At 64.0% G+C, this 19,458-nt stretch carries 19 protein-coding genes; 3 read left to right on the forward strand and 16 right to left on the reverse strand.

What is annotated here, in order from left to right:
* The first annotated feature begins 99 nt into the window (after positions 1 to 99).
* On the forward strand, positions 100 to 1,917 hold the full coding sequence (locus ABHM97_RS01290; protein WP_349469292.1) for an HNH endonuclease signature motif containing protein: 1,818 nt from the start codon (positions 100 to 102) through the stop codon (positions 1,915 to 1,917).
* 147 nt (positions 1,918 to 2,064) lie between these two features.
* On the opposite strand, the gene ABHM97_RS01295 is transcribed toward ABHM97_RS01290, so the two are convergent.
* Both ABHM97_RS01295 and ABHM97_RS01300 read right to left on the reverse strand, forming a co-directional pair.
* Positions 2,065 to 3,252, reverse strand: coding sequence for a 4-hydroxybenzoate 3-monooxygenase (locus tag ABHM97_RS01295; protein ID WP_349469293.1), 1,188 nt, complete (start codon positions 3,250 to 3,252; stop codon positions 2,065 to 2,067).
* Between the two features lie 121 nt (positions 3,253 to 3,373).
* Positions 3,374 to 4,111, reverse strand: coding sequence for an IclR family transcriptional regulator (locus ABHM97_RS01300; RefSeq protein WP_349469294.1), 738 nt, complete (start codon positions 4,109 to 4,111; stop codon positions 3,374 to 3,376).
* A gap of 173 nt (positions 4,112 to 4,284) precedes the next feature.
* On the opposite strand from ABHM97_RS01300, the gene ABHM97_RS01305 reads away from it, so the two are divergent.
* Positions 4,285 to 5,562: an MFS transporter gene (locus ABHM97_RS01305; protein ID WP_349469295.1), complete on the forward strand. Its 1,278-nt coding sequence runs from the start codon at positions 4,285 to 4,287 to the stop codon at positions 5,560 to 5,562.
* Between the two features lie 161 nt (positions 5,563 to 5,723).
* Here ABHM97_RS01305 and ABHM97_RS01310 read toward each other — a convergent pair whose 3' ends face one another.
* Both ABHM97_RS01310 and ABHM97_RS01315 read right to left on the reverse strand, forming a co-directional pair.
* Positions 5,724 to 6,428: a signal peptidase I gene (locus tag ABHM97_RS01310; protein ID WP_349469296.1), complete on the reverse strand. Its 705-nt coding sequence runs from the start codon at positions 6,426 to 6,428 to the stop codon at positions 5,724 to 5,726.
* A 216-nt stretch (positions 6,429 to 6,644) separates the two neighbouring features.
* Complete coding sequence (locus ABHM97_RS01315; RefSeq protein WP_235518541.1) at positions 6,645 to 7,250, reverse strand: TasA family protein; 606 nt, start codon at positions 7,248 to 7,250, stop codon at positions 6,645 to 6,647.
* Positions 7,251 to 7,471: 221 nt separating this feature from the next.
* Here ABHM97_RS01315 and ABHM97_RS01320 point away from each other — a divergent pair, with 221 nt between their 5' ends.
* Entirely contained in the window at positions 7,472 to 8,227 is a 756-nt protein-coding gene (locus ABHM97_RS01320; RefSeq protein ID WP_235518540.1) for a ZIP family metal transporter, read from the forward strand.
* Positions 8,228 to 8,258: 31 nt separating this feature from the next.
* On the opposite strand, the gene ABHM97_RS01325 is transcribed toward ABHM97_RS01320, so the two are convergent.
* From ABHM97_RS01325 to ABHM97_RS01380, 12 genes are all read right to left on the reverse strand, one after another.
* Positions 8,259 to 9,470, reverse strand: coding sequence for a hypothetical protein (locus ABHM97_RS01325; protein ID WP_349469297.1), 1,212 nt, complete (start codon positions 9,468 to 9,470; stop codon positions 8,259 to 8,261).
* A 254-nt stretch (positions 9,471 to 9,724) separates the two neighbouring features.
* The gene (locus tag ABHM97_RS01330; RefSeq protein ID WP_235518535.1) at positions 9,725 to 9,985 is read right to left on the reverse strand and encodes a GlsB/YeaQ/YmgE family stress response membrane protein; all 261 of its coding nucleotides are present in this window, start codon (positions 9,983 to 9,985) and stop codon (positions 9,725 to 9,727) included.
* A gap of 72 nt (positions 9,986 to 10,057) precedes the next feature.
* Positions 10,058 to 10,912, reverse strand: coding sequence for a serine/threonine-protein kinase (locus tag ABHM97_RS01335; RefSeq protein ID WP_349469298.1), 855 nt, complete (start codon positions 10,910 to 10,912; stop codon positions 10,058 to 10,060).
* Entirely contained in the window at positions 10,909 to 11,310 is a 402-nt protein-coding gene (locus ABHM97_RS01340) for a hypothetical protein (protein ID WP_349469299.1), read from the reverse strand. Before ABHM97_RS01340 ends, ABHM97_RS01335 begins: the two co-directional genes overlap by 4 nt.
* Before the next feature lie 78 nt (positions 11,311 to 11,388).
* Positions 11,389 to 11,886, reverse strand: coding sequence for a MarR family winged helix-turn-helix transcriptional regulator (locus tag ABHM97_RS01345; RefSeq protein ID WP_349469300.1), 498 nt, complete (start codon positions 11,884 to 11,886; stop codon positions 11,389 to 11,391).
* 73 nt (positions 11,887 to 11,959) lie between these two features.
* Entirely contained in the window at positions 11,960 to 13,033 is a 1,074-nt protein-coding gene (locus ABHM97_RS01350; RefSeq protein WP_349469532.1) for an FUSC family protein, read from the reverse strand.
* Positions 13,034 to 13,201: 168 nt separating this feature from the next.
* Entirely contained in the window at positions 13,202 to 14,455 is a 1,254-nt protein-coding gene (locus ABHM97_RS01355; RefSeq protein WP_349469301.1) for a hypothetical protein, read from the reverse strand.
* Positions 14,452 to 14,967, reverse strand: coding sequence for a hypothetical protein (locus tag ABHM97_RS01360; protein WP_349469302.1), 516 nt, complete (start codon positions 14,965 to 14,967; stop codon positions 14,452 to 14,454). The genes ABHM97_RS01355 and ABHM97_RS01360 overlap by 4 nt, the downstream gene beginning before the upstream one ends.
* 1 nt (position 14,968) lies before the next feature.
* Complete coding sequence (locus ABHM97_RS01365) at positions 14,969 to 15,832, reverse strand: hypothetical protein (RefSeq protein ID WP_349469303.1); 864 nt, start codon at positions 15,830 to 15,832, stop codon at positions 14,969 to 14,971.
* A 102-nt stretch (positions 15,833 to 15,934) separates the two neighbouring features.
* Positions 15,935 to 16,387, reverse strand: coding sequence for a hypothetical protein (locus ABHM97_RS01370; RefSeq protein ID WP_349469304.1), 453 nt, complete (start codon positions 16,385 to 16,387; stop codon positions 15,935 to 15,937).
* 475 nt (positions 16,388 to 16,862) lie between these two features.
* The gene (gene lipA, locus ABHM97_RS01375) at positions 16,863 to 17,870 is read right to left on the reverse strand and encodes a lipoyl synthase (RefSeq protein WP_178995563.1); all 1,008 of its coding nucleotides are present in this window, start codon (positions 17,868 to 17,870) and stop codon (positions 16,863 to 16,865) included.
* A 113-nt stretch (positions 17,871 to 17,983) separates the two neighbouring features.
* Positions 17,984 to 19,384 (reverse strand): L-serine ammonia-lyase, encoded by a 1,401-nt coding sequence (locus tag ABHM97_RS01380; protein WP_349469305.1) that lies wholly within the window; start codon positions 19,382 to 19,384, stop codon positions 17,984 to 17,986.
* Positions 19,385 to 19,458 lie beyond the last annotated feature (74 nt).

A 19,458-nucleotide genomic window follows, 5' to 3' on the forward strand; every position in this document is an offset into this window, starting at 1 on the left:
TCGACGGCGACCTGCCGCCTCCGCGGGTGGCGGCTCGGGCTCGTTGCAGGGAGTTTTTCCACATAGGCCGGTTGGGGGCTGATCTGTAGGGGGTTCGGGGTGACAGGGTTTTCCTATGGACAGCGACGGGCAGGTGATGGAGCGGCGGACGATTCGTCGGGCGCCGGGACGCTGCTTGTTGCCTCCGGTCAGGGTCCTGCAACGAGTCAGGGTCCCGCAACGACGAGTTTCGACGGTCCGGCCTTACCAGCGACGGCCTCCCCAGCGACGGCCTCCCCTCTCCCATGGACGCCTGATGGACCAGACACCACCGCCCGGCCGGGCGACCTTTCACATGCGTTGGAGGACAGTGCCTCGGCGGTGGAAGAGCTGCGCACCACAGCCATGGCCGAGGCCGGGCTGCTGGGTTTCCAGGCGGCTGCGGATTTTGCTGGTCGGGTGGAGGAGCTGTCGCGGTCGTTGGAGTATTTGCAGGTCGTAGCGGCCCATGCGGTGGAACGGACCCGGAATGAAGCTCGAGGCGCCCAGTCCTCAGCCGAACCCGGCTGGCGCACGGGATGGACTGACGCCCCGGGCATTCAGGAGCACGCTGTCACCAGTAAGGCCGGTCAGGCCGCTCAGGCCGCTCAGGCCGCTCAGGGCAGCGACGCTCCTGCGGTCGCCCGGACCGGGGACGCGGCCCTGCTCGATGACGGGTACCCGAACACGGCACAGTTCCTCCGCGCCCGATTGCGGATCAGTATCAGCGAAGCCCGCCGCAGACTCGCCCTCGCCGCCGAGGTCCTCCCCCGGCCCGGAATAGCCGGACAATCCCTCCCCGCCCGACGGGAAACGCTCGCCGACGCGATCGGATCAGCCCAAATACCCTCCCGGACAGCCACGATCATCAGCACCGCCCTGGATAAAGTCCGGCACCTCACCGACGCCGAAACCCTCACCCGCATGGAACACGCCCTGACCAGAACCGCAACCGAAAGCGACCCGGACTTCCTGACCAAAATGGCCCAACGCTGGACCGACAGGATCGACCAAGACGGAACCGAACCCTCCGAAGAAACCCTCCGCCAACACCAAGGCACCTTCCTCCGCCGCCGACGCCGCTACGGACTGCACCACCTCGAAATCTTCGCCACCACCGAACAATACGAAACCCTTACCACCGTCATGAACACCGCCACCAACCCCCGACACACCACCCAACCCACCAGCCCGGACCTGGACCGGCGCTCCCGGCCACAAAAACTCCTCGACGGCCTCGTCGGCGCCTGCAACCTCGCGATGACGACCGGCAAACTCCCCACCAACGGCGGACACCGACCCCAACTCACCGTCACCATCAGCCACCAAGACCTCCTGAACCAACTCACCCACACCAACACACCCACCAACCCAGACACCAAGACCACCACCAGCACCTGCACAAACCCCAGCACCGGCACCGGCACCGGTACTGGCGCCGGCACTGGCGCCGGCACTGGCGCCGGCACTGGCACGGGCACCGCGACGTTCACCGGCCCCCTCCACCCCAACACCATCCGCAAAATCGCCTGCGACGCCGACATCATCCCCGTCCTGCTCGGCACCGACTCCCGCGTCCTGGACATCGGCCGCACCACCCGGATCTTCCCACCCCACATCCGCAAAGCCATCACCGCCCGCGACGGCGGCTGCGCCTTCCCCGACTGCACCATGCCCGCACCCTGGTGCGAAGCCCACCACATCACCTACTGGTCCCACGGCGGAACCACAGGAACAGAAAACGGAACCCTCCTCTGCTCCCACCACCACCACCTCATCCACAAAGAACAATGGACCATCACCAACACCAACGGCACCCCCTGGTTCATCCCCCCACCCCACATCGACCCCCACCAAACACCCCGACGCAACCACCACCACACACCACTCAGAACATGAGGTCGGTGGGGTCGGCGACCAGCCAGGCAAACCCTTTGGGCCACCTTCAGGTCGAGCGCAGTTAACGCAACAAGCGCCCGACTGTCGGGGAGCCCCAAAGAGGACTTCCCGCCGTCGGGCGCTGGAGGTAGTTTGCCAGGTGCAGCGTCAGCGTGAGGTCGGCCATCCTGTGTACGACTCCGCGAGGTACGCCTTGGCGTGCTCCGAGGTCACCACGGAGTGGAGTTCGCCAAGCTGGCGGGCGCGGTCGAACTCGCCGGCGCCGGGCACGGTGTGCAGCATGGATGTCATCCAGTAGGAGAAGTGCTGCGCCTTCCATACCCGCTCCAACGCCCGGTCGCTGTAGGAGTCCAGCAGCGTGGTTGAGCCGTTGGAGTAGAACGAGTCGAGACCTTCAAAGAGCACCTTGACGTCGTGGATAGCCAGGTTGAGGCCCTTGGCACCCGTCGGCGGCACGGTGTGGGCCGCATCGCCGGCAAGGAACAGGTTTCCGTGACGCATGGGCGTATGGACGAAACTGCGGAAGGGCAGGACCATCTTTTCGAGGACCGGTCCTTCCTTGAGCTCGAATCCGTTGCCATTGACTCGTTTGCGGAACTCGGACCAGATGCGTTCGTCATCCCAGTCGGCAACGTTCTCTTTGGGGTCGCACTGGAAGTACATGCGCTGAACAGTCTCGGTGCGCTGGCTGATCAGGGCGAAACCGTTGTTCGAGTTCGCGTAGATCAGCTCGTCTGAGCTGCGCGGGGCTTCGGCGAGGATGCCGAACCACGCGAATGGATATTCGTGAAAGTACCACTTGCGGTTCGCTTCAGGAATCTGGAAGCGGCAGTGGCTGCGGGATCCGTCGGCGCCGACGAGGAAGTCTGCCTGAATCTCGAATTCCTGCCCGTCGGCATTGGTGAACCAGACCTTCGGCTTGCCTTCGAGGTCGTGCACAGTAGTGTCCGTGACGCTGTAGTGGACGGCGCCGCCGTCGGCTTCGCGTCGGGCGGCCAGGTCCATGAAAACGTCCGTCTGCGGGTAGAGCCACACGGATTCGCCGACCAGTTCCTTGAAGTTGATGCGGTGGCTTTCACCGTTGAAGCGCAGTTCGATGCCGTCGTGCCGGTCGCCTTCGCGGAGCACTCGGTCCGACACCCCCGAGTCGACCAGCAGGTTCACCGTGCCGTGCTCCAGGATGCCGGCCCGTACGGTTTCCTGGATGTCCTTGCGGCTGCGGATTTCCACCACCACGGACTCGATGCCCTGCTTGGCCAGAAGGTGGGAGAGCATGAGGCCCGCGGGGCCGGCCCCCATAATGGCCACTTGGGTCTTGATGGGCGTGCGTGCCATGGTTGTTCCTCGCTTCGTTGCGGATCCCGGCGCTTCGGCCAGGGCTGTATTGGTCTGGCCTCAGTCTGTCCCCATCGGCGTGATGACCGTTACAGCAATTCCGTTCAACGGAAGCCGACAGCTAGGCGAGCTGGCGTCCGATTCCGCGGGCCGCAGTCTGAAGGGCCGGAACCAGCGCTTGGAGCCGCATCTCGGCAAGGGGCACTACGACCCCCAACGCGGCAACCGTCTTCCGCTTACCGTTCATCACCGGAACGGCGATCCCCCAAGTATCCGGATCCACGACGCCAGCCAGCTGCGCATACCCCTGCTGGGCGGCCTCGGCCAGCAGGTGGCGTACGACGTCGGCACTCACCTTCCCGGCCGGGTCGTGGAACTGCCGGAGGTACTCGGCGTGCAGCTCCCGCGACTGGTGGGACATCAGGGCCAGGCCAGCTGAGGAAATGTGTACGGGCATGCGACCTGCGATTTGTGCGCGGTTGGCCACCGATCCGCGACGGGAGAGCCGTTCAACAAAAAGCGCGTCCCAGCCATCGAGCACAGCAAGGTTCACGTTCTGATTGAGGACCTGCTGAATATCCTCCATGAACGGCATTGCCGCCTGGCGGAGGGCCAGCGTGGGTGAATTTCGATTGACGAGTTCCCAGAGCCGCAAGCCCAGGCGGACGGTTCCGCCCGGCCCCAGGTCGAGGAGCCCGTGGTGGGAAAGCTGACGGATCAGCCGGTGGGCAGATGACAAAGGGAGCTCAGCCCGGTCGGCCAACTCCGTCAGCTGAAGCGTGGTGACACCCTCAGGGAATGCCTCGATGACCCGCACGACCCGGTCCACCACGGAATCGCCGGATGCGGAGTTAGCCACGATGCCATCCTCATTTGGAGCGTCCTTGAGAAAAGCACGGAGGTGCCTTCCATTCAATGGTAGAACGTGTGCCAGGCAACATGCGACGGTGATACAACTCTCATACCCGAAAGGCCGCGCCGCTGGCCCGGGACCAGCACCAAGACGCACTGCCAAGACGTACCGAGGACGCTATGCCAACGATGCCATCTGCCCACCGATCTCAATGGCCCGTGTGGCTGTGCTGGCTAGCCATGGTGCTGGACGGCTTCGACCTGGTGGTCCTGGGAACCGTCATACCCACACTCATCAAGACCGGGGAGTTGGGATTCGATGCAGTAGGAGCCACCTTCGCCGCCACCATCTCCTTGGTGGGCGTAGGACTTGGCGCACTGTTCATTGCACCCCTCTCCGACACGTTCGGCCGCCGCAAGCTGCTGATCGCGTGCGTTGCCGGTTTCTCAATCTTCACCATTGGGGTCGCGTTCGCACCGAACGTTGCAGTGTTCTCGGTGTTGCGCCTTCTTGCCGGGCTGGGACTGGGCGCATGCCTTCCCGCAGCCTTGGCCTACATGAACGACTACGCGCCAGCGGGTTCAGCAGGAAAGTCCACCACCCGGACCATGACTGGCTACCACGTTGGTGCCGTCGCCACCGCTTTGCTGGCAATCCTGATCGTTCCGAACTGGCGGCTCATGTTCATCATCGGCGGCGCTGCCGGGCTGGTTCTCCTGCCGTTCCTTTGGGCCAAGCTGCCCGAGTCACTGCCCGAAGCCGCCCCCGGTGCGTCCAGCCAGCCCACCAAGGCGCCTGCCGCCGTCGTGCCTTCCGCTGAAAGCAGCCAAGCTGCACCCAAGACCGGTTTCCGCGACCTGTTGCAGAAGCCGTACCCCTTGGTTGCGGTTGGCATCGGCATCGCGTCGTTCATGGGCTTGTTGTTGGTTTACGGGCTGAACACCTGGCTTCCGCAGCTGATGGCTGCCGCCGGGTACCCGGTCAGCACCGGCTTGACGCTGCTGCTGGTCCTTAACTTGGGCGCCGTCGCAGGCCTGTTCCTGGCCGGATTCCTCGCCGACAAGCACGGTACCAAGAAGATTGTTTTGCTGTGGTTTGGACTGTCCGCGGTGCTCCTTGCGATCCTCAGCGTCAAGATCCCGAACGAATTCCTGCTCAATGCCGCCGTCTTCGTAACCGGCATTTTCGTTTTCAGCTCCCAGGTCCTGGTTTATGCGTGGGTCAGCCAGTTGTTCCCGCCACGGCTCAGGGGAACTGCGCTGGGCTTCGCCGCCGGCGTCGGCAGGCTCGGCGCAATCGTCGGCCCGGCAGTGACGGGAACATTGGTTGCCGCCAACATCGCCTACCCTGCCGGCTTCTATGTCTTCGCGATCGCCGGCCTGCTGGCCGTTGCCGCCTTGGTCCTGGTGCCCCGCGAAGTCAAAACCGCCGTCGCAAACGTGCTCGCCGGACGCTAACCCCGCGACGGCGTTCGGGGAGCGCGGTGGAGTTCCTCAGGATCCTTCCCAGCAGCATGGAGAGATAGGTCGAGAGAAAACGGAGCGCCGGCCGGGAGTCGCCCAACTCCTCGGCCGGCGCCTGCGTCTTGCACCGTTCCAGGGCAGGAGCACCCCGTCCCTCACTTACCGCTGGCCGCCTGCGGCACCGCGGCGCCCTTCGGCGTCGTCTTGTTGCCGTCCTTGGTCCAGATGGAGGCGAGCATACCGATGACCAGGATCGCCGGTGCGCCGTACATCAGGATGTTCCGGACCATCGGTTCGCGGAGTGCACGGATTGCGTTGCCGACGTACGGGATGGTTGCGACCTGCTTGTCCACGGTCTTGCCCTGCAAGGTGGCGATCCACGGATCGATGCCGTTGTTGGCGTCGCCCTTGGTCTGCACAGCTACGCCGCCATCGGCTGTGGGGGTGATTTCGGTGATGCGGTGGGTTTCCACCCGCTGGTCTTCGACTGGGATGTGGTACGTGATGATGTCGCCTACCTTGACGTCCGAGATGGGGGTCGGAACGGTCACGACGACGTCGCCCGGGTTGATCAGCGGGGCCATGGACCCGGTCAGCATGGTGGAGGTCTGGTACCCCAGGACCCGCGGGCCGATGGCCAGGAACAGGAAAACCAGCGCCGCCAGGACCAGCGTGCCAACGCCGACGGACTTAACAGCCAGGCTTGTGATCCGACGGAACGTGCTCCGTTCACCGGCGGGGACGGTTGTGGCCGCTGCGGGCTGCTTCACAGCGGCGGTCTTTGGGGATGGTGCAGGCTTTGAAGCGGCGGAACGCCGGCCGCGAAGGGCGGGGGTAGTGATGGTGCTCAGTGCGCTCATTGTCCTGGCGTTCCTTCCGGGAGGGGTTGTTGTTCTGCTTCTTAGTCTGCAGGGCGTGGCTCAGGCTTACTGCGGAAATTCCTCAAGTCTGGCTCAGGAAAACCCGGCGGGCCTGATCAGGCAGGGGGGTGGCCGATCAGGCCCGGCGGAGTCTGGTGCGGCCCCCTTCCGGCCCCCTCTCGGGGCCGTCGGAGGGCCTCCGCGGGACCGTGGTGACTACTTGGTGGTTTGCGTGCGCTGGGTGCCGGTGAAGGAGAACCCGACGGTGGAGGTGGCGCCTTGGAAGGTGTTGTCCGCGGTGGCGGGCAAAGCGGTGGTGACTTTGAGGTTGTCGGTCTTGGTGCTCGTCAGGGACGTCAGGTTGTTCAGGACACTGTTCGCGGCGATGACCGGGCCTGAGGCCAGGACGGTGGTTTTGGTGCCGGCGCAGGTGTAGGGAGCGGCGGTGCCGGTCCAGGCAACGGAGCAGTTTTCGATGGTCAGCTGCAGGCCGTTGGTGGTGTCGGTGGTGAGCAGGGATCCGGTGGCGCCGGCGGAGGTGGTGAGGGTGACGTTGTTCAGGTCGGAGTTGCCGGTGTTGGCCAGGGTGACGAGCTTTTCGACTTTGTCGCCGGGCAGCAGGCCCGCGACGGGGACGTTGAGGGTGTTGTTGGCGCCGGTGCCCAGGGCGATGGTGACGGTTCCTGCGGTGACGGCCTGTGAGGCGGAGGTCGAGGAGGTGAACGCGCCGTAGGTTCCCATGCCGGCGACGGCGGCCGCGGTGCCGACCAGTGCGACGGAAGCGAGGATCTTGCCGGAGGTGGTCTTGAGGCTGATGGCCATGGGAATCAATGTCCTTTCGGTAGGCCACCGTGAGACCGGCCGGCCGTTCTTCGTTCCAGCCTCTCTGGCTGACAAGAACTACTCTGCAGGGCCACCCTCAAGAACCAATCCTGCAAACCCGCAACAGTCCCTCAGGAAAACCTCAAGACTTTTTACAGTTTCTAAGGTTCCTTATGAAAAACTGCTTGATGCATATGGACCGGCGATGAAAGGGCAAGTCAATGCCGATGTGGTTACAGGCCCTGCTGTGGGGGACGCTGGCAGGCGGGGCGTTGGTTCTTGGCGCTGGTGTGGCGTGGATGTGGAAAGTGCCCGCCAAGGTGGTTTCCACTGTCATGGCCTTCGGCGCCGGCGTCCTGATTTCCGCACTCGCCTTCGAACTGGTGGACGAGGCCGTGAACGGCGGAGGGTTGCTCCCCACGGTCCTCGGCTTCCTTCTGGGGGCACTGATCTTTGTTGGGTCCAACGTTCTCCTGGCCCGGGCGGGGGCGAAGCACAGGAAGCGCTCCAGTGAGCCCCAACCCACCGAGAAGGATTCCCCGGGCAGCGGTACCGCCATTGCCGTGGGCGCGCTCATCGACGGCATCCCCGAGTCCGTGGTCCTTGGCGTGGGGCTGTTGGCCGGTGGAGCCGTCAGTCCGGCGATGCTTGCCGCCGTCTTCATCTCCAATGTCCCCGAAGGCCTGTCCAGCACAGCCGGCATGAAGAAGTCCGGCCGCAGCCCCGCTTACGTGTTTGGAACCTGGGTTGGCATCGCAGTCTTCAGCGGACTTGCCGCCCTGGTGGGGTACGCCGCCCTGGAGGACGCGCCTGAGTCGGTGATCGCCTTCATTACAGCCATTGCGGCCGGCGGAATCCTGGCGATGCTGGCAGACACGATGATTCCCGAAGCGTTCGAGGAGCACCACAACATGACCGGACTGACGGCCGCCGTCGGGTTCCTTAGCGCCTTCACGATCCACCACATCGGAGGCTGACCTCCGGACGCAACCCGTCCGCCTCCCGGCCTCAGGCAGGCAGCAGTCCAAGCAACGGTACGGCGACCGCCGTCGATACCGCCATGGCTGCAGTGTTGCCTATGACAGGGTGGAAGTCCGCGGGCAGCTTTGCGGAGAAAACCCGGGCCAGCGGCGGGGCCAGTACAGCGCCCAGGATCGCCCCGCCCACGACGCCGAAAAAGGAACCACCGGTGGCGAGGACGGCCGCCGGGGCGACGGACACCACGGACGCATACGTCGCAGCCCAACCGCCATCCAGGTACCAGGCCCGCCAAAGGACCACACCGATCGCGGAGGTAAGTGCTTGCGCAAAGAGGATGTGCGGAAGCAGTCCGGACCCGTAGGACGGCAACCCAGGATTAAGGACATACGCCACCACAGCCCCGGAAAGCATGCCGACGCTGGCGAACCCCTTGGCGATGAAGTGCGTCTCCGTGAAGTCCCTGATGACCCGTCGCGCAGCCCACAGGGCTTCCCCGAGGAGCGACTGGTTAAAGCCCGACGCCGGCAGGTTCCGTTCCGCGCCGAGGTCCGGCTCGCGCTCGCGCAGGACAAGCCAGGGCAACCGTCGTGCGACCAGGAAAGAGAGAATGGACCCCCCGGACATCGCCAGGACGTTTGCCACCACGGGCGGCAGGCCAAGGGGGTTGGCGAGGATGGGGATGAATATCAACGCCAAGGGCGTGACGGTGGCCGCACCGAGCACGGCGCCCGTGAGGCACGTTTGCCACCCGGCCCCGTAGAGGATCACCACGGCCGGAGCCACGCAAACGAAAGGCACGAACGTTGGCTGCCACCCGTCGTCGAGCAACCATCCGAACGCCACGTTGGACAGCAGCAAACTCAGCGAAGCCGACGCAAGAATCCAGGGACCCAGGCTCTCCCGCCGCCCGACGCGGCCCTGTCGGCGGCCGACCCACCGGGCCAACCCTGCTCCCGCCAACAGCCCCAGGGCTGCGAGGTCGGACTTGTAGAAGAGCGGCTCCGTCATGTCCCCCAGGAACCACCTTGCAGCAGCCGCCGGGGAATCCGCGGCCGCTTGGGCCCAGCCGGAGTAACCGGGGCCAACATACGGGGATTGCTGCCCCAAGCCATGCAGGACCACAGCGACGATGCCCATGATGCCGGCGACTCCGAAGGCGCCCAAGGCTGTCCCGAGGGTGCCTGGTTTGAGGCTCTGTCCCGGCGGACCTTTGATGGCGGCGGCGGCTGAAGAGTACATCGTTGGCCCTTAGCGTGCGGTGGGTGGTGACGTCGAGCAGCGTAGCGGAGGGTCCGGGGCCACACCCAGCCGGGGCCCGACTGGGGAATATATGACCGGCCGCGGTCAGAAAACGCCGTGCACGGCCCCTCAAGAGTGACGCCAAAAAGGGGGCGTTAAGAAAAAGGGCCCCCTCAAAGGGCCCCTTAAAACCAGAGAGCCCCGGCGCCTGCGTCGTGAAACGCGGCGTCGGGGCCTCCCTTGCTGTCAGCCAGTTACGCCTTCTTGCGCGTGAGCAGGCCCCAGATAGCCAGGACGATCAGTGCGCCCACGATGGCCAGCAACCAGGTGGACAGCGACCAGAACTCGTTGATGCCAACGTTGAAGAGCGCGCTGCCGATCCATCCACCCAGGATGGCGCCAACGATGCCCAGGAGCAGCGTAGCGATCCAGCCGCCACCCTGACGGCCCGGCATGATGGCCTTGGCGATGGCGCCGGCGATCAGACCCAGAATAATCCAACCAATGATTCCCATTATTTATCTCTCTTTCGTGATGAGGTCCCAGTTCGGCATGAGAGCGCACGCCGCTATCGACCTGATTGTTGGCTACCAGCCGAGCCGTCGGAGCATACCGACAACGTGGCTGGCAGACGGTCTACCCGCCGGGTCGGGGTCTGTCATGGCATGAAGCACCATGGACCAGCGCCGCCGGACCGTTCCGGGAATTCGTGGTTCGCCCAGGGTCCTCGCAACCATGGACTCAAGGGGAGGACCGGGAAAGGCTTTTGTTCCGGTGAGGCATTCGAGGGCAACCAGGCCCAACGAATAAATGTCACTGGCAGCAGTTGAGGTGCCCCCACAGACTTCTTCCGGACTCAGATAGTGCGGCGTCCCGGAGGAGGAGCTCGGCGCAGGGTGCCGTCCGTTGAGTGCGATGCCAAAATCGGTCAGCTTGGCCACTCCTACGCCGCCTGGGTCGCCGGCGAAATCCACCAGGATATTGCCGGGCTTGATGTCGTTGTGGACAATCCCGCGCCTGTGCAGGAACGTCAAGGCCCTGGCAATCCCGGTCATCCACTCAACGGTCTGATGCGGTGAGGCTGGCCCTTCCTCAAGAAGGGTCCGCAAGTCCTGGCCCTGGACCAGTTCCATCACCAGGTAGTTGTGGGCGCCTTGAACGTCGTCGCCCTCGGTGCTTCCGGAGGACACCACCCTGGCGATGTTCTTGTGGCGCAAAGGGCCATGGATGTCCAGTTCGCGTCGAAAAGGAGCGTCCTTGGCTGTGGTCCTGAAGATCTTGACGGCCACAGTGGTGCCTGACTCCAGGTCCCGGGCTTCCTTGACGTAGGCTTCGGATCCCCCGCCCAGCTGCTTGCCCAGCCGATATCGTCCTCCAAGGACCACGTCGGAAGGGGCGGCCCCGCGATCAGCGCGGTCGGCCGCCGTCTCCATGAGCGTCATTGGAGCAGTGATTCAATCTCGGCAGCAGGCACACCTGCCACCTCGGCGAGGGCGACGGGGTCCACTCCTGCATCGACTGCCCTCTTGAAGGCGAGCGCCAGGGTGTTCTGGGAGATTGCCAGCTCATGTTGCAGGCTCTGGCGCCGAAGGGCGGCGATCCAGACGCCGCTCACCGGATCTATGGCGTCGATGTCCATCCGGAAGCCGCAACCGCAGGCCCACTCGGGGCAGATCGGTTCGACGGAAACCCACTGCATGGCATCGTGGGCCGGGCCAGCGGAAATCGCCATGCGTGAACCGCAATGTACGGGGCCTGCCGGGATGACCTGGTCAGTGATGACGTCAACGTCTTCGTGGACGACGGGGGTGGAACTCGGTTCACGCAGCACGATTGTCATCGCTTGCCCACACATTCCCTAGTAAGTAGCTTGGCTATCTAGTTATATGTGTACTTATCAATAATGTCCAACTCAGCTTCAGGAGGAGACGCTGTCGATCGCCTTGCGCATACGCCGAAGGAACTCAACCACCACCGCGGAGTCTTTGCTGCTCAGCGTTTCGGCGGCCTCCATCATGCGCGAATGCATGTCGCCCAAGGTGCTGCGGACCTCCTGTTCCGACCCCGGCGTCGGGCGGAGAATGAGGGCTCGACGATCAGTCGGGTGGGGCTCTCGGGTAACGTAGCCGGACCTCACCAGGCGGTCCACCAAGGACGTCATGGAGGCCGAGGTCACCCCAAGCCGTACCGCCAACTCCTTGGGGCCCACCTCCCGGCCGGCACGCTCGGCTTCAAGCAGGTACCGCAACGCCATCAGGTCGGTCTCCCCCATGCCCATCGAGGCGCGCGTTCGCCGCCGCATGTCAGCTTCGGCCGTCCGGTAGTCCCTGAGTGCGTTCAGGACGTCCACGGCGCCCATCTGCTTACGGCTCTCCAGCCCGTACCAATATCCCTTGCGTTCATCCCTGTCGCTCACACCAGTCCTTTGGTAGACATGTATCTTGATTGTCTAACCAATTGATACTAGTCCATGAAGCGAAGATCCCGGACTACCGTTCGCTGAACGAGACTTGGCGCAGCCGGACACGTCGCCACACTGCCGGGGCCACCACGACTGCAACACCGACGGCGGCACCTATGACGGTCTCGATGATCCGGTCCCGGAGGAGCAGACTCGGGTCCACCGGCGCGGCGAGGAGCGTGGCAATCAGGGCAAGCGGGGTGACGAAGAGCTGTGCGATGAAATACTGCCGGGCAATGAACATCTCGGCCCCGAACTGGCACGCCGCTATGACCAGGACCATGGCCCACGGCGCTGGATTGAGCCACAGGATGCCTGCCAGGAGCACCAGGCCAAGCACCGTTCCCGCGATCCTTTGGATACCCCGGCTCACCCGGTGCCGGGTGGAATGGCCCACCAGGGGCACCACCGCTGCCACCATGGCCCAGTACGTGTGGCCAAAGCCAAGCTGTTGGCCCACCAGCGTCGCCAACGTCCCGGCGAGCCCGGCCGCTATCAGGTAGCCACCCCCTTCAAGCCAGATCGCCCGGAGTTTGGCCGGCGTGTGCCGGATGGGCGGCGGCTTTTTCCATGGCGTTCGATGACTTTTGACCACACGTGACGACATGCCGACCAACAGGCAGAAACCGCTAGTCAGGACTGCCACAAGCATTGCCTCCCACAGGGGCGGCTGCGTGGGTATCGAAGCGATCGCGGCAAAAGCAAAAATGTGAAAGAGGGAGCCGCCGGGGCGGAGTCGCCAGGCAGCCACCACCACGGAGCAGGCACCGGCCACGATGGTCGTCGCAACGATCAGGATCCAGGAGTAAGAGGTAGCGTCCAGGCCCCACGCATGCTCCCCACGGGCCAGCAATGTGGCGCAGAGGATGATGAAAAGCATGAAGCCGCCAGCCCGAAGCTGGCTGCGGAAACGGACGCTGTGCGGTTCATTGCGCCCATAGATTCCGGTGAAAGCCCCAAACGACGCAAACACCGCCAGATCCAGCCGCCCCAGCAGCGTCAAAACGATCAGCGGCACGAACACCCCTACGGCGCAGCGTAGGGCGGGATGGTGGTCCTTGTTCCCCGGACCCATCGTGAACATTTCCGCTACAGCCTTCAAAGGGCGGCTCGCCTTTCGTCGCAGGATCAAACGTACGACGGCGGCGCTGGCGTCCGCTTCAAGGTTACGCTCCGAGCGCTGGCCTACTCGGGGATCAGGCACAGATAGTGCCCCTCATCACGCTGAGGGGCACTATCTGTGACGTACTGCGTTGGAACGATGGAGGGATCAGAAACGGGAGGGTGCGCCGTTCACCCCACCGGGGACAATCGGGTTGGTTGCGATGTCTGTGATGCCCGTTGCCGGGGTGTAAGTGGGGAACACCGAGGTTGAAGTAACTGTCTTGTCTCCGGCGATGTTCACACCTCCGAGGGTGATGGTCAGTGTCCCGGATGTCTGGGTGGGAGTCCACGCCAGGCTGGAGGCGTTGCTTCCGTTTCCGGCGAATGTCAATGGCGTCGAAGTGTAGACCGCCCCAAGCGCCACCTTTCCCACAGTGCATCCGTTGCTGGTGACTGTAAGTTCGCTGGCCGTGGAGACTGCCACCGACACCACTCCATTGCCACTGAGCGTCTGAGACGTGTTGGTGGTCCACGCCGTGCAGATGGAACTGGCGGCGAGAGGTTCGGAGAACGTCAGGATGACTTTGTCGCCGGAGCCCACGATGCCACTGCCGGAGGTACCGCCGCCGTTGATCAGCTGCACTCCCGTGACCGTGGGAGACGAAACGTCCTTGGTTGATGTCGCCGTGCCCGCCGGTCCCGTATTGCCCGCCGCGTCAGTTGCCTTCGCGGAGAAGGTGATGGTGCCCGGGTTGTAAGCACTGAGGTTCAACGGCGCAGCGTTCCAGTTACCGGCCCCGGAGGTGGTGATGTTTTGGGTGATTGCTGCGGCCCCGCCGCCAGTGACGGTGAGGACCACTGTTGAATTGGCTTCCGCGGTGCCACCGACAGGAACGTTGGTGACGTTGCCCTGATGAACGTAGGTCGGAGCCGTCACCACGGGAGCAAGGGGCGGTGTGGTGTCGGTGACCGGGGTGGTACCAACGCTTCGTGTGCTTTCAGTGCCCTGCCAGAGGGAGAGCATTGGCGTCACAGAGTAGTACCAGGTCCCCGCAGGAACATTGCTTTCAATGCAACTTAGTCCTGCGACGCTGGAGCTGCAGCCACCGGTCGCTGGCACCTTGGTTCCCCCGGTTGCTGTTCCATACCGGGCGATGCTGTAGCCGCCCACGGGCCGGCCTGCCGCCGTCGTAGTGGCCGCCCAGGAGACGGTGACGTTGGCGCCTGAAACGGCGGTGGTGGGCTTGGCGCCTTGGGCAACGGCGTCGGCTACTGATGCGCCGGAACCAGTGCCTACGGAACCCCAGAATGCACTGGCTGCCGGGCCGCCCCACGAGACGAGGAGGATTCCCGCCACCACCAGGGCAAGGCGGTTCCACTTGCCGAATGCAGTGGCAGGGATAGTGCGTTTCGGGTTCACTTCCGTACCTCCAACGTGACGGGAACGCCGAATTGGGCTCCTTGGCAGGCCGACATGGAGGTGGCGTCCATCTTTGCGGCGCCTTGCAGCGTGAGCAGGATTGAGCTGCTCGCGGGAATAGTGACCGTTGGCGTCAGCGGTGCCGCGGGTGGCGTAAAGGTGACGCCCGTGGTGGTGCAGCCGGAGTGATTTGAATCGGCGGTCACGGGACCGTTGCCGGAGACTCCGTAGATGGTCACTGGGTGGGGGTTGGGGTTGCTGGCCCTCAGGATGACGTCGGCGGTTCCACCTGGCACCAAGCTGGTTTGCAGGGTATCGCCCGGGACGAGTGCGCTTACCGTGACGGTCTGCATGGTGCCGTTGGTTGCGGCGCCGGATCCGGCCCCGGTAGTCGCCCAGTAGGCGTAGGCGGAGCCGGCACCGCCCAGGAGGCAAAGCGCTACGGTGGCCGCTGCCGTTCGTGCAAGGCGCCCCGTGCTGGGGGTGCGGGGGATTCGGACTGTCGTCTTCATGTCAGTTCGCCTGTCCCGTGCCTGTGTAGGTGAGCTGGAGGGTCGCGCCTTTGCAACCGTCCTGCAGTTTGTTGGTATCGAGCATCTTGATCTGGGGCCACTTCGCTTGGGCCACGCCAAGGCCTGACAGGGAGCGGGTGCCCGGTTCCACGGTCAATGAGTACGCCCCCGAGTACTGGGTGACTTGGTAGTCCGCCGCTGTGCACGGCAAGTTCGCCGCCACCGCTGCAGATGTCCGGACTACCTGGCTGATTTCCATCGACAGGTTCGTCACCGCGATGCTCTTGTTCTGCGGGTTGGAGATCTGGAGGTCCACGGCGCGGGAAACGCCCGGGGCCAGAAGCCCGTTCACCGTCCCCGTCACCCCGAAAGTGCGCTTGACTTCCAGTACCTGCAACTGGCCCGGCGCCGCGTTCGACACCGTTGCTCCGCTGCTGCCCTTGACAGTGAAATCCGTCTTGTTCGCCGGAGTGGTGGTGGACGTGGATACGGTCAGGGTCGTCTGGGCGGTGCTTCCTGACGTGAGGTTAACCGACGATGGCGCGGCGCTGGCTGCCGCTCCAGCCGGCAGCCCGGTCACGGTGAACGCCACCGGACCAGTGAAGCCTCCTGTTGAGGTAGCGGACACCGTAAAGGTTGCGGACTGCCCTTGGTCCACGGTGCGGCTTGAGGGGGACAGCGTGACGGTGATCCCCTTGACGCTGGCTGCTGCGTTGCCCTGCCCGTTGCCTTGGTTATTGCCCTGCCCGTTGCCCGCTGCCAGGGCCGCAACGGGTACCACGGCCACCACCAGTGCAAGCAGCAGGGCACGGAGTGGGATTCCTGCTCGCTGGATCGGTGCGGTGCGCTCTGGCCGGTGGTCCATGGAGGCTCTTTTCGGACGATAGCTTGGGACGTTAAAAGGCAGTGAGGTGCAAGGGTGAGCCGGGGGCCGACGTGTGAAACGTGGCCCCCGGCGCGTGACGGCCTAGAGGCTGCCGACGTTGACCGTGACGATCGCGGACTTGCAGGCGTCCTGGTTGACGGCATTGTCATTGAACTTCAGGACGCCGCTGCCTACGGAAGTTCCGGTGGCGCCTGCTGCGACGGGGCTGTTGCTCGTTACAGCGGTGACCTCGAACCATGCGGGAAGGCAGCCCGCCACGTTGGTGGTCACATTCGCGCTGAGGGCACCCACCACGGTGCTGGACGTCGTCGAGTTGTCCGCGGTGTAGGAAACCGGGACGGAGTTGCCCGGAGCGAGTCCGCCTGCAAAGGTCGCGTGAAGTGTGACGGTACCGCCACCGGCCGAGTTGGTTGCCGCGCCGCTGCCCGAACCTGTGGTGGTCCAGTAGGCGTAGGCAGCTCCGCCACCCACCGCCACCAACGCGACGCCTGCGACTGCGGCGGTGACCCGGCTCTTCTTGGAAAGTTTGCGCATGATGTAGCTCCTTGGTTGATCGGTTTCGGGAGCCGCTGGGCAACCCCCACCATCCGGCCGAGGGTGGCGGATGAAGCGATGTCACCCATGCTTCATGCCGCACACGCCCCGCGGCTACGATCCGGTGTACGCCTCTTTTTCATCCGAACATCGGCCCCGGAATACCCACACGCACCATGCAGGTACTCAGTTTTCAGTGGTGGGCTACTTGCTGCCCCTCGCCCGATCGCTGGCAGGGCGCGGGGCAGGTACCTGCTTCCGGGGGCCGCTGTCCACAGTGCGGACAGGTGCCCTGACCCCTCTTTGGGAAGCCGCCTAAGCGTGGGTGCGCAAACTTTGTGTCTGCCTTGAGCAAAAACTGCGCTGGCGTTCGAACCTTTTTTCTGCGCTGGCGCGGCACTACTCCCCTATGTCCCGGAACACATCGGCCTTAAATAGCCACGACGGGTGCCGGCAAGGGAGCGCGTCCGGGGGGTTAGCTGTGGGCTGCGAGGATGGTGGAGGCTTCCTGGCGGGTGGTGCCGGAGGACTCGATGTGGGCCAGGGCGGCGGGGATTTCCCAGCCTTTCTTGCGCATCGCGGTGGCCCACAGACGTCCGGCACGGTAGGAGGAGCGGACCAGCGGGCCGGACATGACGCCGAGGAATCCGATCTCCTCGGCCTCGTGCTGCAGGTCCACGAACTCCTGCGGCTTGACCCACCGGTCCACCGGAAGGTGCCGTTCGGAGGGGCGCAGGTACTGGGTGATCGTGATCAGGTCACACCCGGCCGCGTGCAGGTCACGCAGGGCCTCGGAAATCTCCTCACGGGTCTCGCCCATGCCCAGGATCAGGTTGGACTTGGTCACCATGCCCAGGTCCCGGCCCTGGGTGATGACATCCAGGGACCGCTCATACCGGAACGCCGGCCGGATCCGCTTGAAAATCCTCGGCACGGTCTCGACGTTGTGCGCGAACACCTCGGGCTTGGAATCGCAGATCGCCGCGATGTGCTCGGGCTTGCCGGAGAAGTCCGGGATCAGCAACTCCACCCCGGTTCCCGGGTTCAGTTCGTGGATCTTCCGCACCGTTTCGGCGTACAACCACACACCCTCATCGGCCAGGTCATCCCGGGCCACCCCGGTCACCGTCGCGTACCGCAACTGCATGGCCTGCACCGAGCGGGCCACCTTCGTGGGTTCGAACATGTCCACCGGGGAGGGTTTGCCGGTATCGATCTGGCAGAAATCACAGCGCCGGGTGCACTCGGACCCGCCGATCAGGAACGTCGCTTCCTTATCTTCCCAGCACTCGAAAATGTTCGGGCAACCGGCCTCTTCACAGACCGTGTGCAACCCTTCCTTCTTCACCAGGTTCTTGAGCTGGACGAACTCAGGACCCATCTGGACCTTGGCCTTGATCCACTCAGGCTTACGTTCAACCGGTACCGCCGAGTTACGCTGCTCAACGCGCAGCAACTTACGGCCTTCAGGTGCGAGTGTCATGACGTTCCTTCGTTCTTGGGTTTCAATCTTCTTGCGGCAGTGCGTTGCGGGGTCTGCTCTGCGTGCTTTGCCTGGGTTTTAGGCGGCAAAGCGGGCCTCACAACGGGCGTTTTTCAGCATTCGACGACGTTGACGGCGAGGCCGCCCATCGCTGTTTCTTTGTATTTGTGGGACATGTCCTTACCCGTTTCACGCATGGTCACGATCACCTCGTCCAACGAGACCCGGTGCGTCCCGTCACCCCACAACGCCATCTTCGCCGCGTTGATCGCCTTCGCCGCAGCAATCGCATTCCGCTCGATACACGGAATCTGCACCAACCCGCCAATCGGATCACACGTCAACCCCAGGTTATGTTCCATCGCGATCTCCGCAGCATTCTCCACCTGACCCGGGGAACCACCCATCACCTCAGCCAACCCCGCAGCCGCCATCGACGACGCCGACCCGACCTCACCCTGACAACCCACCTCAGCACCCGAAATGGACGCCTGCTCCTTGTACAACACACCCACCGCACCGGCAGCGAGCAGGAACTTCACCACCACATCGTCCTTATCAGCCTGGGTCGCTTTATCCATGCCCGGGGCGTAATTCAACGCGTAATACAACACCGCCGGAATGATCCCCGCAGCACCATTGGTCGGAGCCGTCACCACCCGCCCACCAGAGGCGTTCTCCTCATTCACCGCCAACGCGATCAGGTTCACCCACTCCTGCCAGTACTTCGGATCGTTCCGGTCCTTGTCCTCCTTCAGGAGCCGCTCCAACCAATCCGGCGCACGACGACGGACCTTCAACCCACCCGGCAACACACCCTCACGCTGCAAACTGGTTTCAACACAAGCCTCCATCACAGCCCAAATATGCAGCAGACCCTCCCGGATCTCCTCCTCGGACCGGGACGCCCGCTCATTGATGAACATGATGTCGCTGATCCCCAAACCCTTGGACGCGCACCGGCCCAACAACTCCGCCGCCGTCCGGAACGGCAACGGCAACTCCTTCTTCGACTCCTCCAACTCCGCCTGCGCCGCGGACTCCTCACCCTCCCGGACAATGAACCCGCCACCGACCGAGAAGAACGTCGCCTCTTTGAGAACATTCCCCTCGGCATCGGAGACAGCGAACTTCATCCCGTTCGTATGCCGCGGCAACACCGTCAACGGATGCAAAACCATGTCCTCCACCGCATAATCCAGCAGCACTTCGCCGGCCAGGTTCAGCTTCCCCGTCTCCGCAATCGACGCCAACCGCTCCTCCACCTCATCGGGAAGGATCAACTCCGGCTCGTAGCCCTCCAAGCCAAGCAGGGTCGCAGTGAACGTCCCATGCCCACGACCCGTCGCCGCCAACGAACCGTAGAGATCAACGCGCAACCCTGCAACAGAAGACAGCACGCCGGACTCACGAAGTTCCCGGGCAAACACCGCCCCGGCACGCATCGGGCCCACCGTATGCGAACTCGACGGACCAATGCCCACGGAGAACAAATCGAAAACACCAACAGCCATAGCCGTGATCCCTTTCAGGGAGGAGAAGAAAACAAACAACAAGGTGGGGGCCGGACCAAATCCCGAGCCAAGGC

It is taken from the genome of Paenarthrobacter sp. CAP02, assembly GCF_040137855.1.
Lineage (GTDB): Bacteria > Actinomycetota > Actinomycetes > Actinomycetales > Micrococcaceae > Arthrobacter.

Coding starts and splice junctions, on each gene's coding strand:
- ABHM97_RS01360 (WP_349469302.1), bottom strand. CDS start 14,967: ATGAAGACGACAGTCCGAATCCCCCGCACCCCCAGCACGGGGCGCCTT.
- ABHM97_RS01370 (WP_349469304.1), bottom strand. CDS start 16,387: ATGCGCAAACTTTCCAAGAAGAGCCGGGTCACCGCCGCAGTCGCAGGC.
- ABHM97_RS01380 (WP_349469305.1), bottom strand. CDS start 19,384: ATGGCTGTTGGTGTTTTCGATTTGTTCTCCGTGGGCATTGGTCCGTCG.
- lipA (WP_178995563.1), bottom strand. CDS start 17,870: ATGACACTCGCACCTGAAGGCCGTAAGTTGCTGCGCGTTGAGCAGCGT.
- ABHM97_RS01340 (WP_349469299.1), bottom strand. CDS start 11,310: ATGACAATCGTGCTGCGTGAACCGAGTTCCACCCCCGTCGTCCACGAA.
- ABHM97_RS01365 (WP_349469303.1), bottom strand. CDS start 15,832: ATGGACCACCGGCCAGAGCGCACCGCACCGATCCAGCGAGCAGGAATC.
- ABHM97_RS01310 (WP_349469296.1), bottom strand. CDS start 6,428: ATGAGCGCACTGAGCACCATCACTACCCCCGCCCTTCGCGGCCGGCGT.
- ABHM97_RS01305 (WP_349469295.1), top strand. CDS start 4,285: ATGCCAACGATGCCATCTGCCCACCGATCTCAATGGCCCGTGTGGCTG.
- ABHM97_RS01335 (WP_349469298.1), bottom strand. CDS start 10,912: ATGACGCTCATGGAGACGGCGGCCGACCGCGCTGATCGCGGGGCCGCC.
- ABHM97_RS01330 (WP_235518535.1), bottom strand. CDS start 9,985: ATGGGAATCATTGGTTGGATTATTCTGGGTCTGATCGCCGGCGCCATC.
- ABHM97_RS01325 (WP_349469297.1), bottom strand. CDS start 9,470: ATGTACTCTTCAGCCGCCGCCGCCATCAAAGGTCCGCCGGGACAGAGC.
- ABHM97_RS01315 (WP_235518541.1), bottom strand. CDS start 7,250: ATGGCCATCAGCCTCAAGACCACCTCCGGCAAGATCCTCGCTTCCGTC.
- ABHM97_RS01320 (WP_235518540.1), top strand. CDS start 7,472: ATGCCGATGTGGTTACAGGCCCTGCTGTGGGGGACGCTGGCAGGCGGG.
- ABHM97_RS01295 (WP_349469293.1), bottom strand. CDS start 3,252: ATGGCACGCACGCCCATCAAGACCCAAGTGGCCATTATGGGGGCCGGC.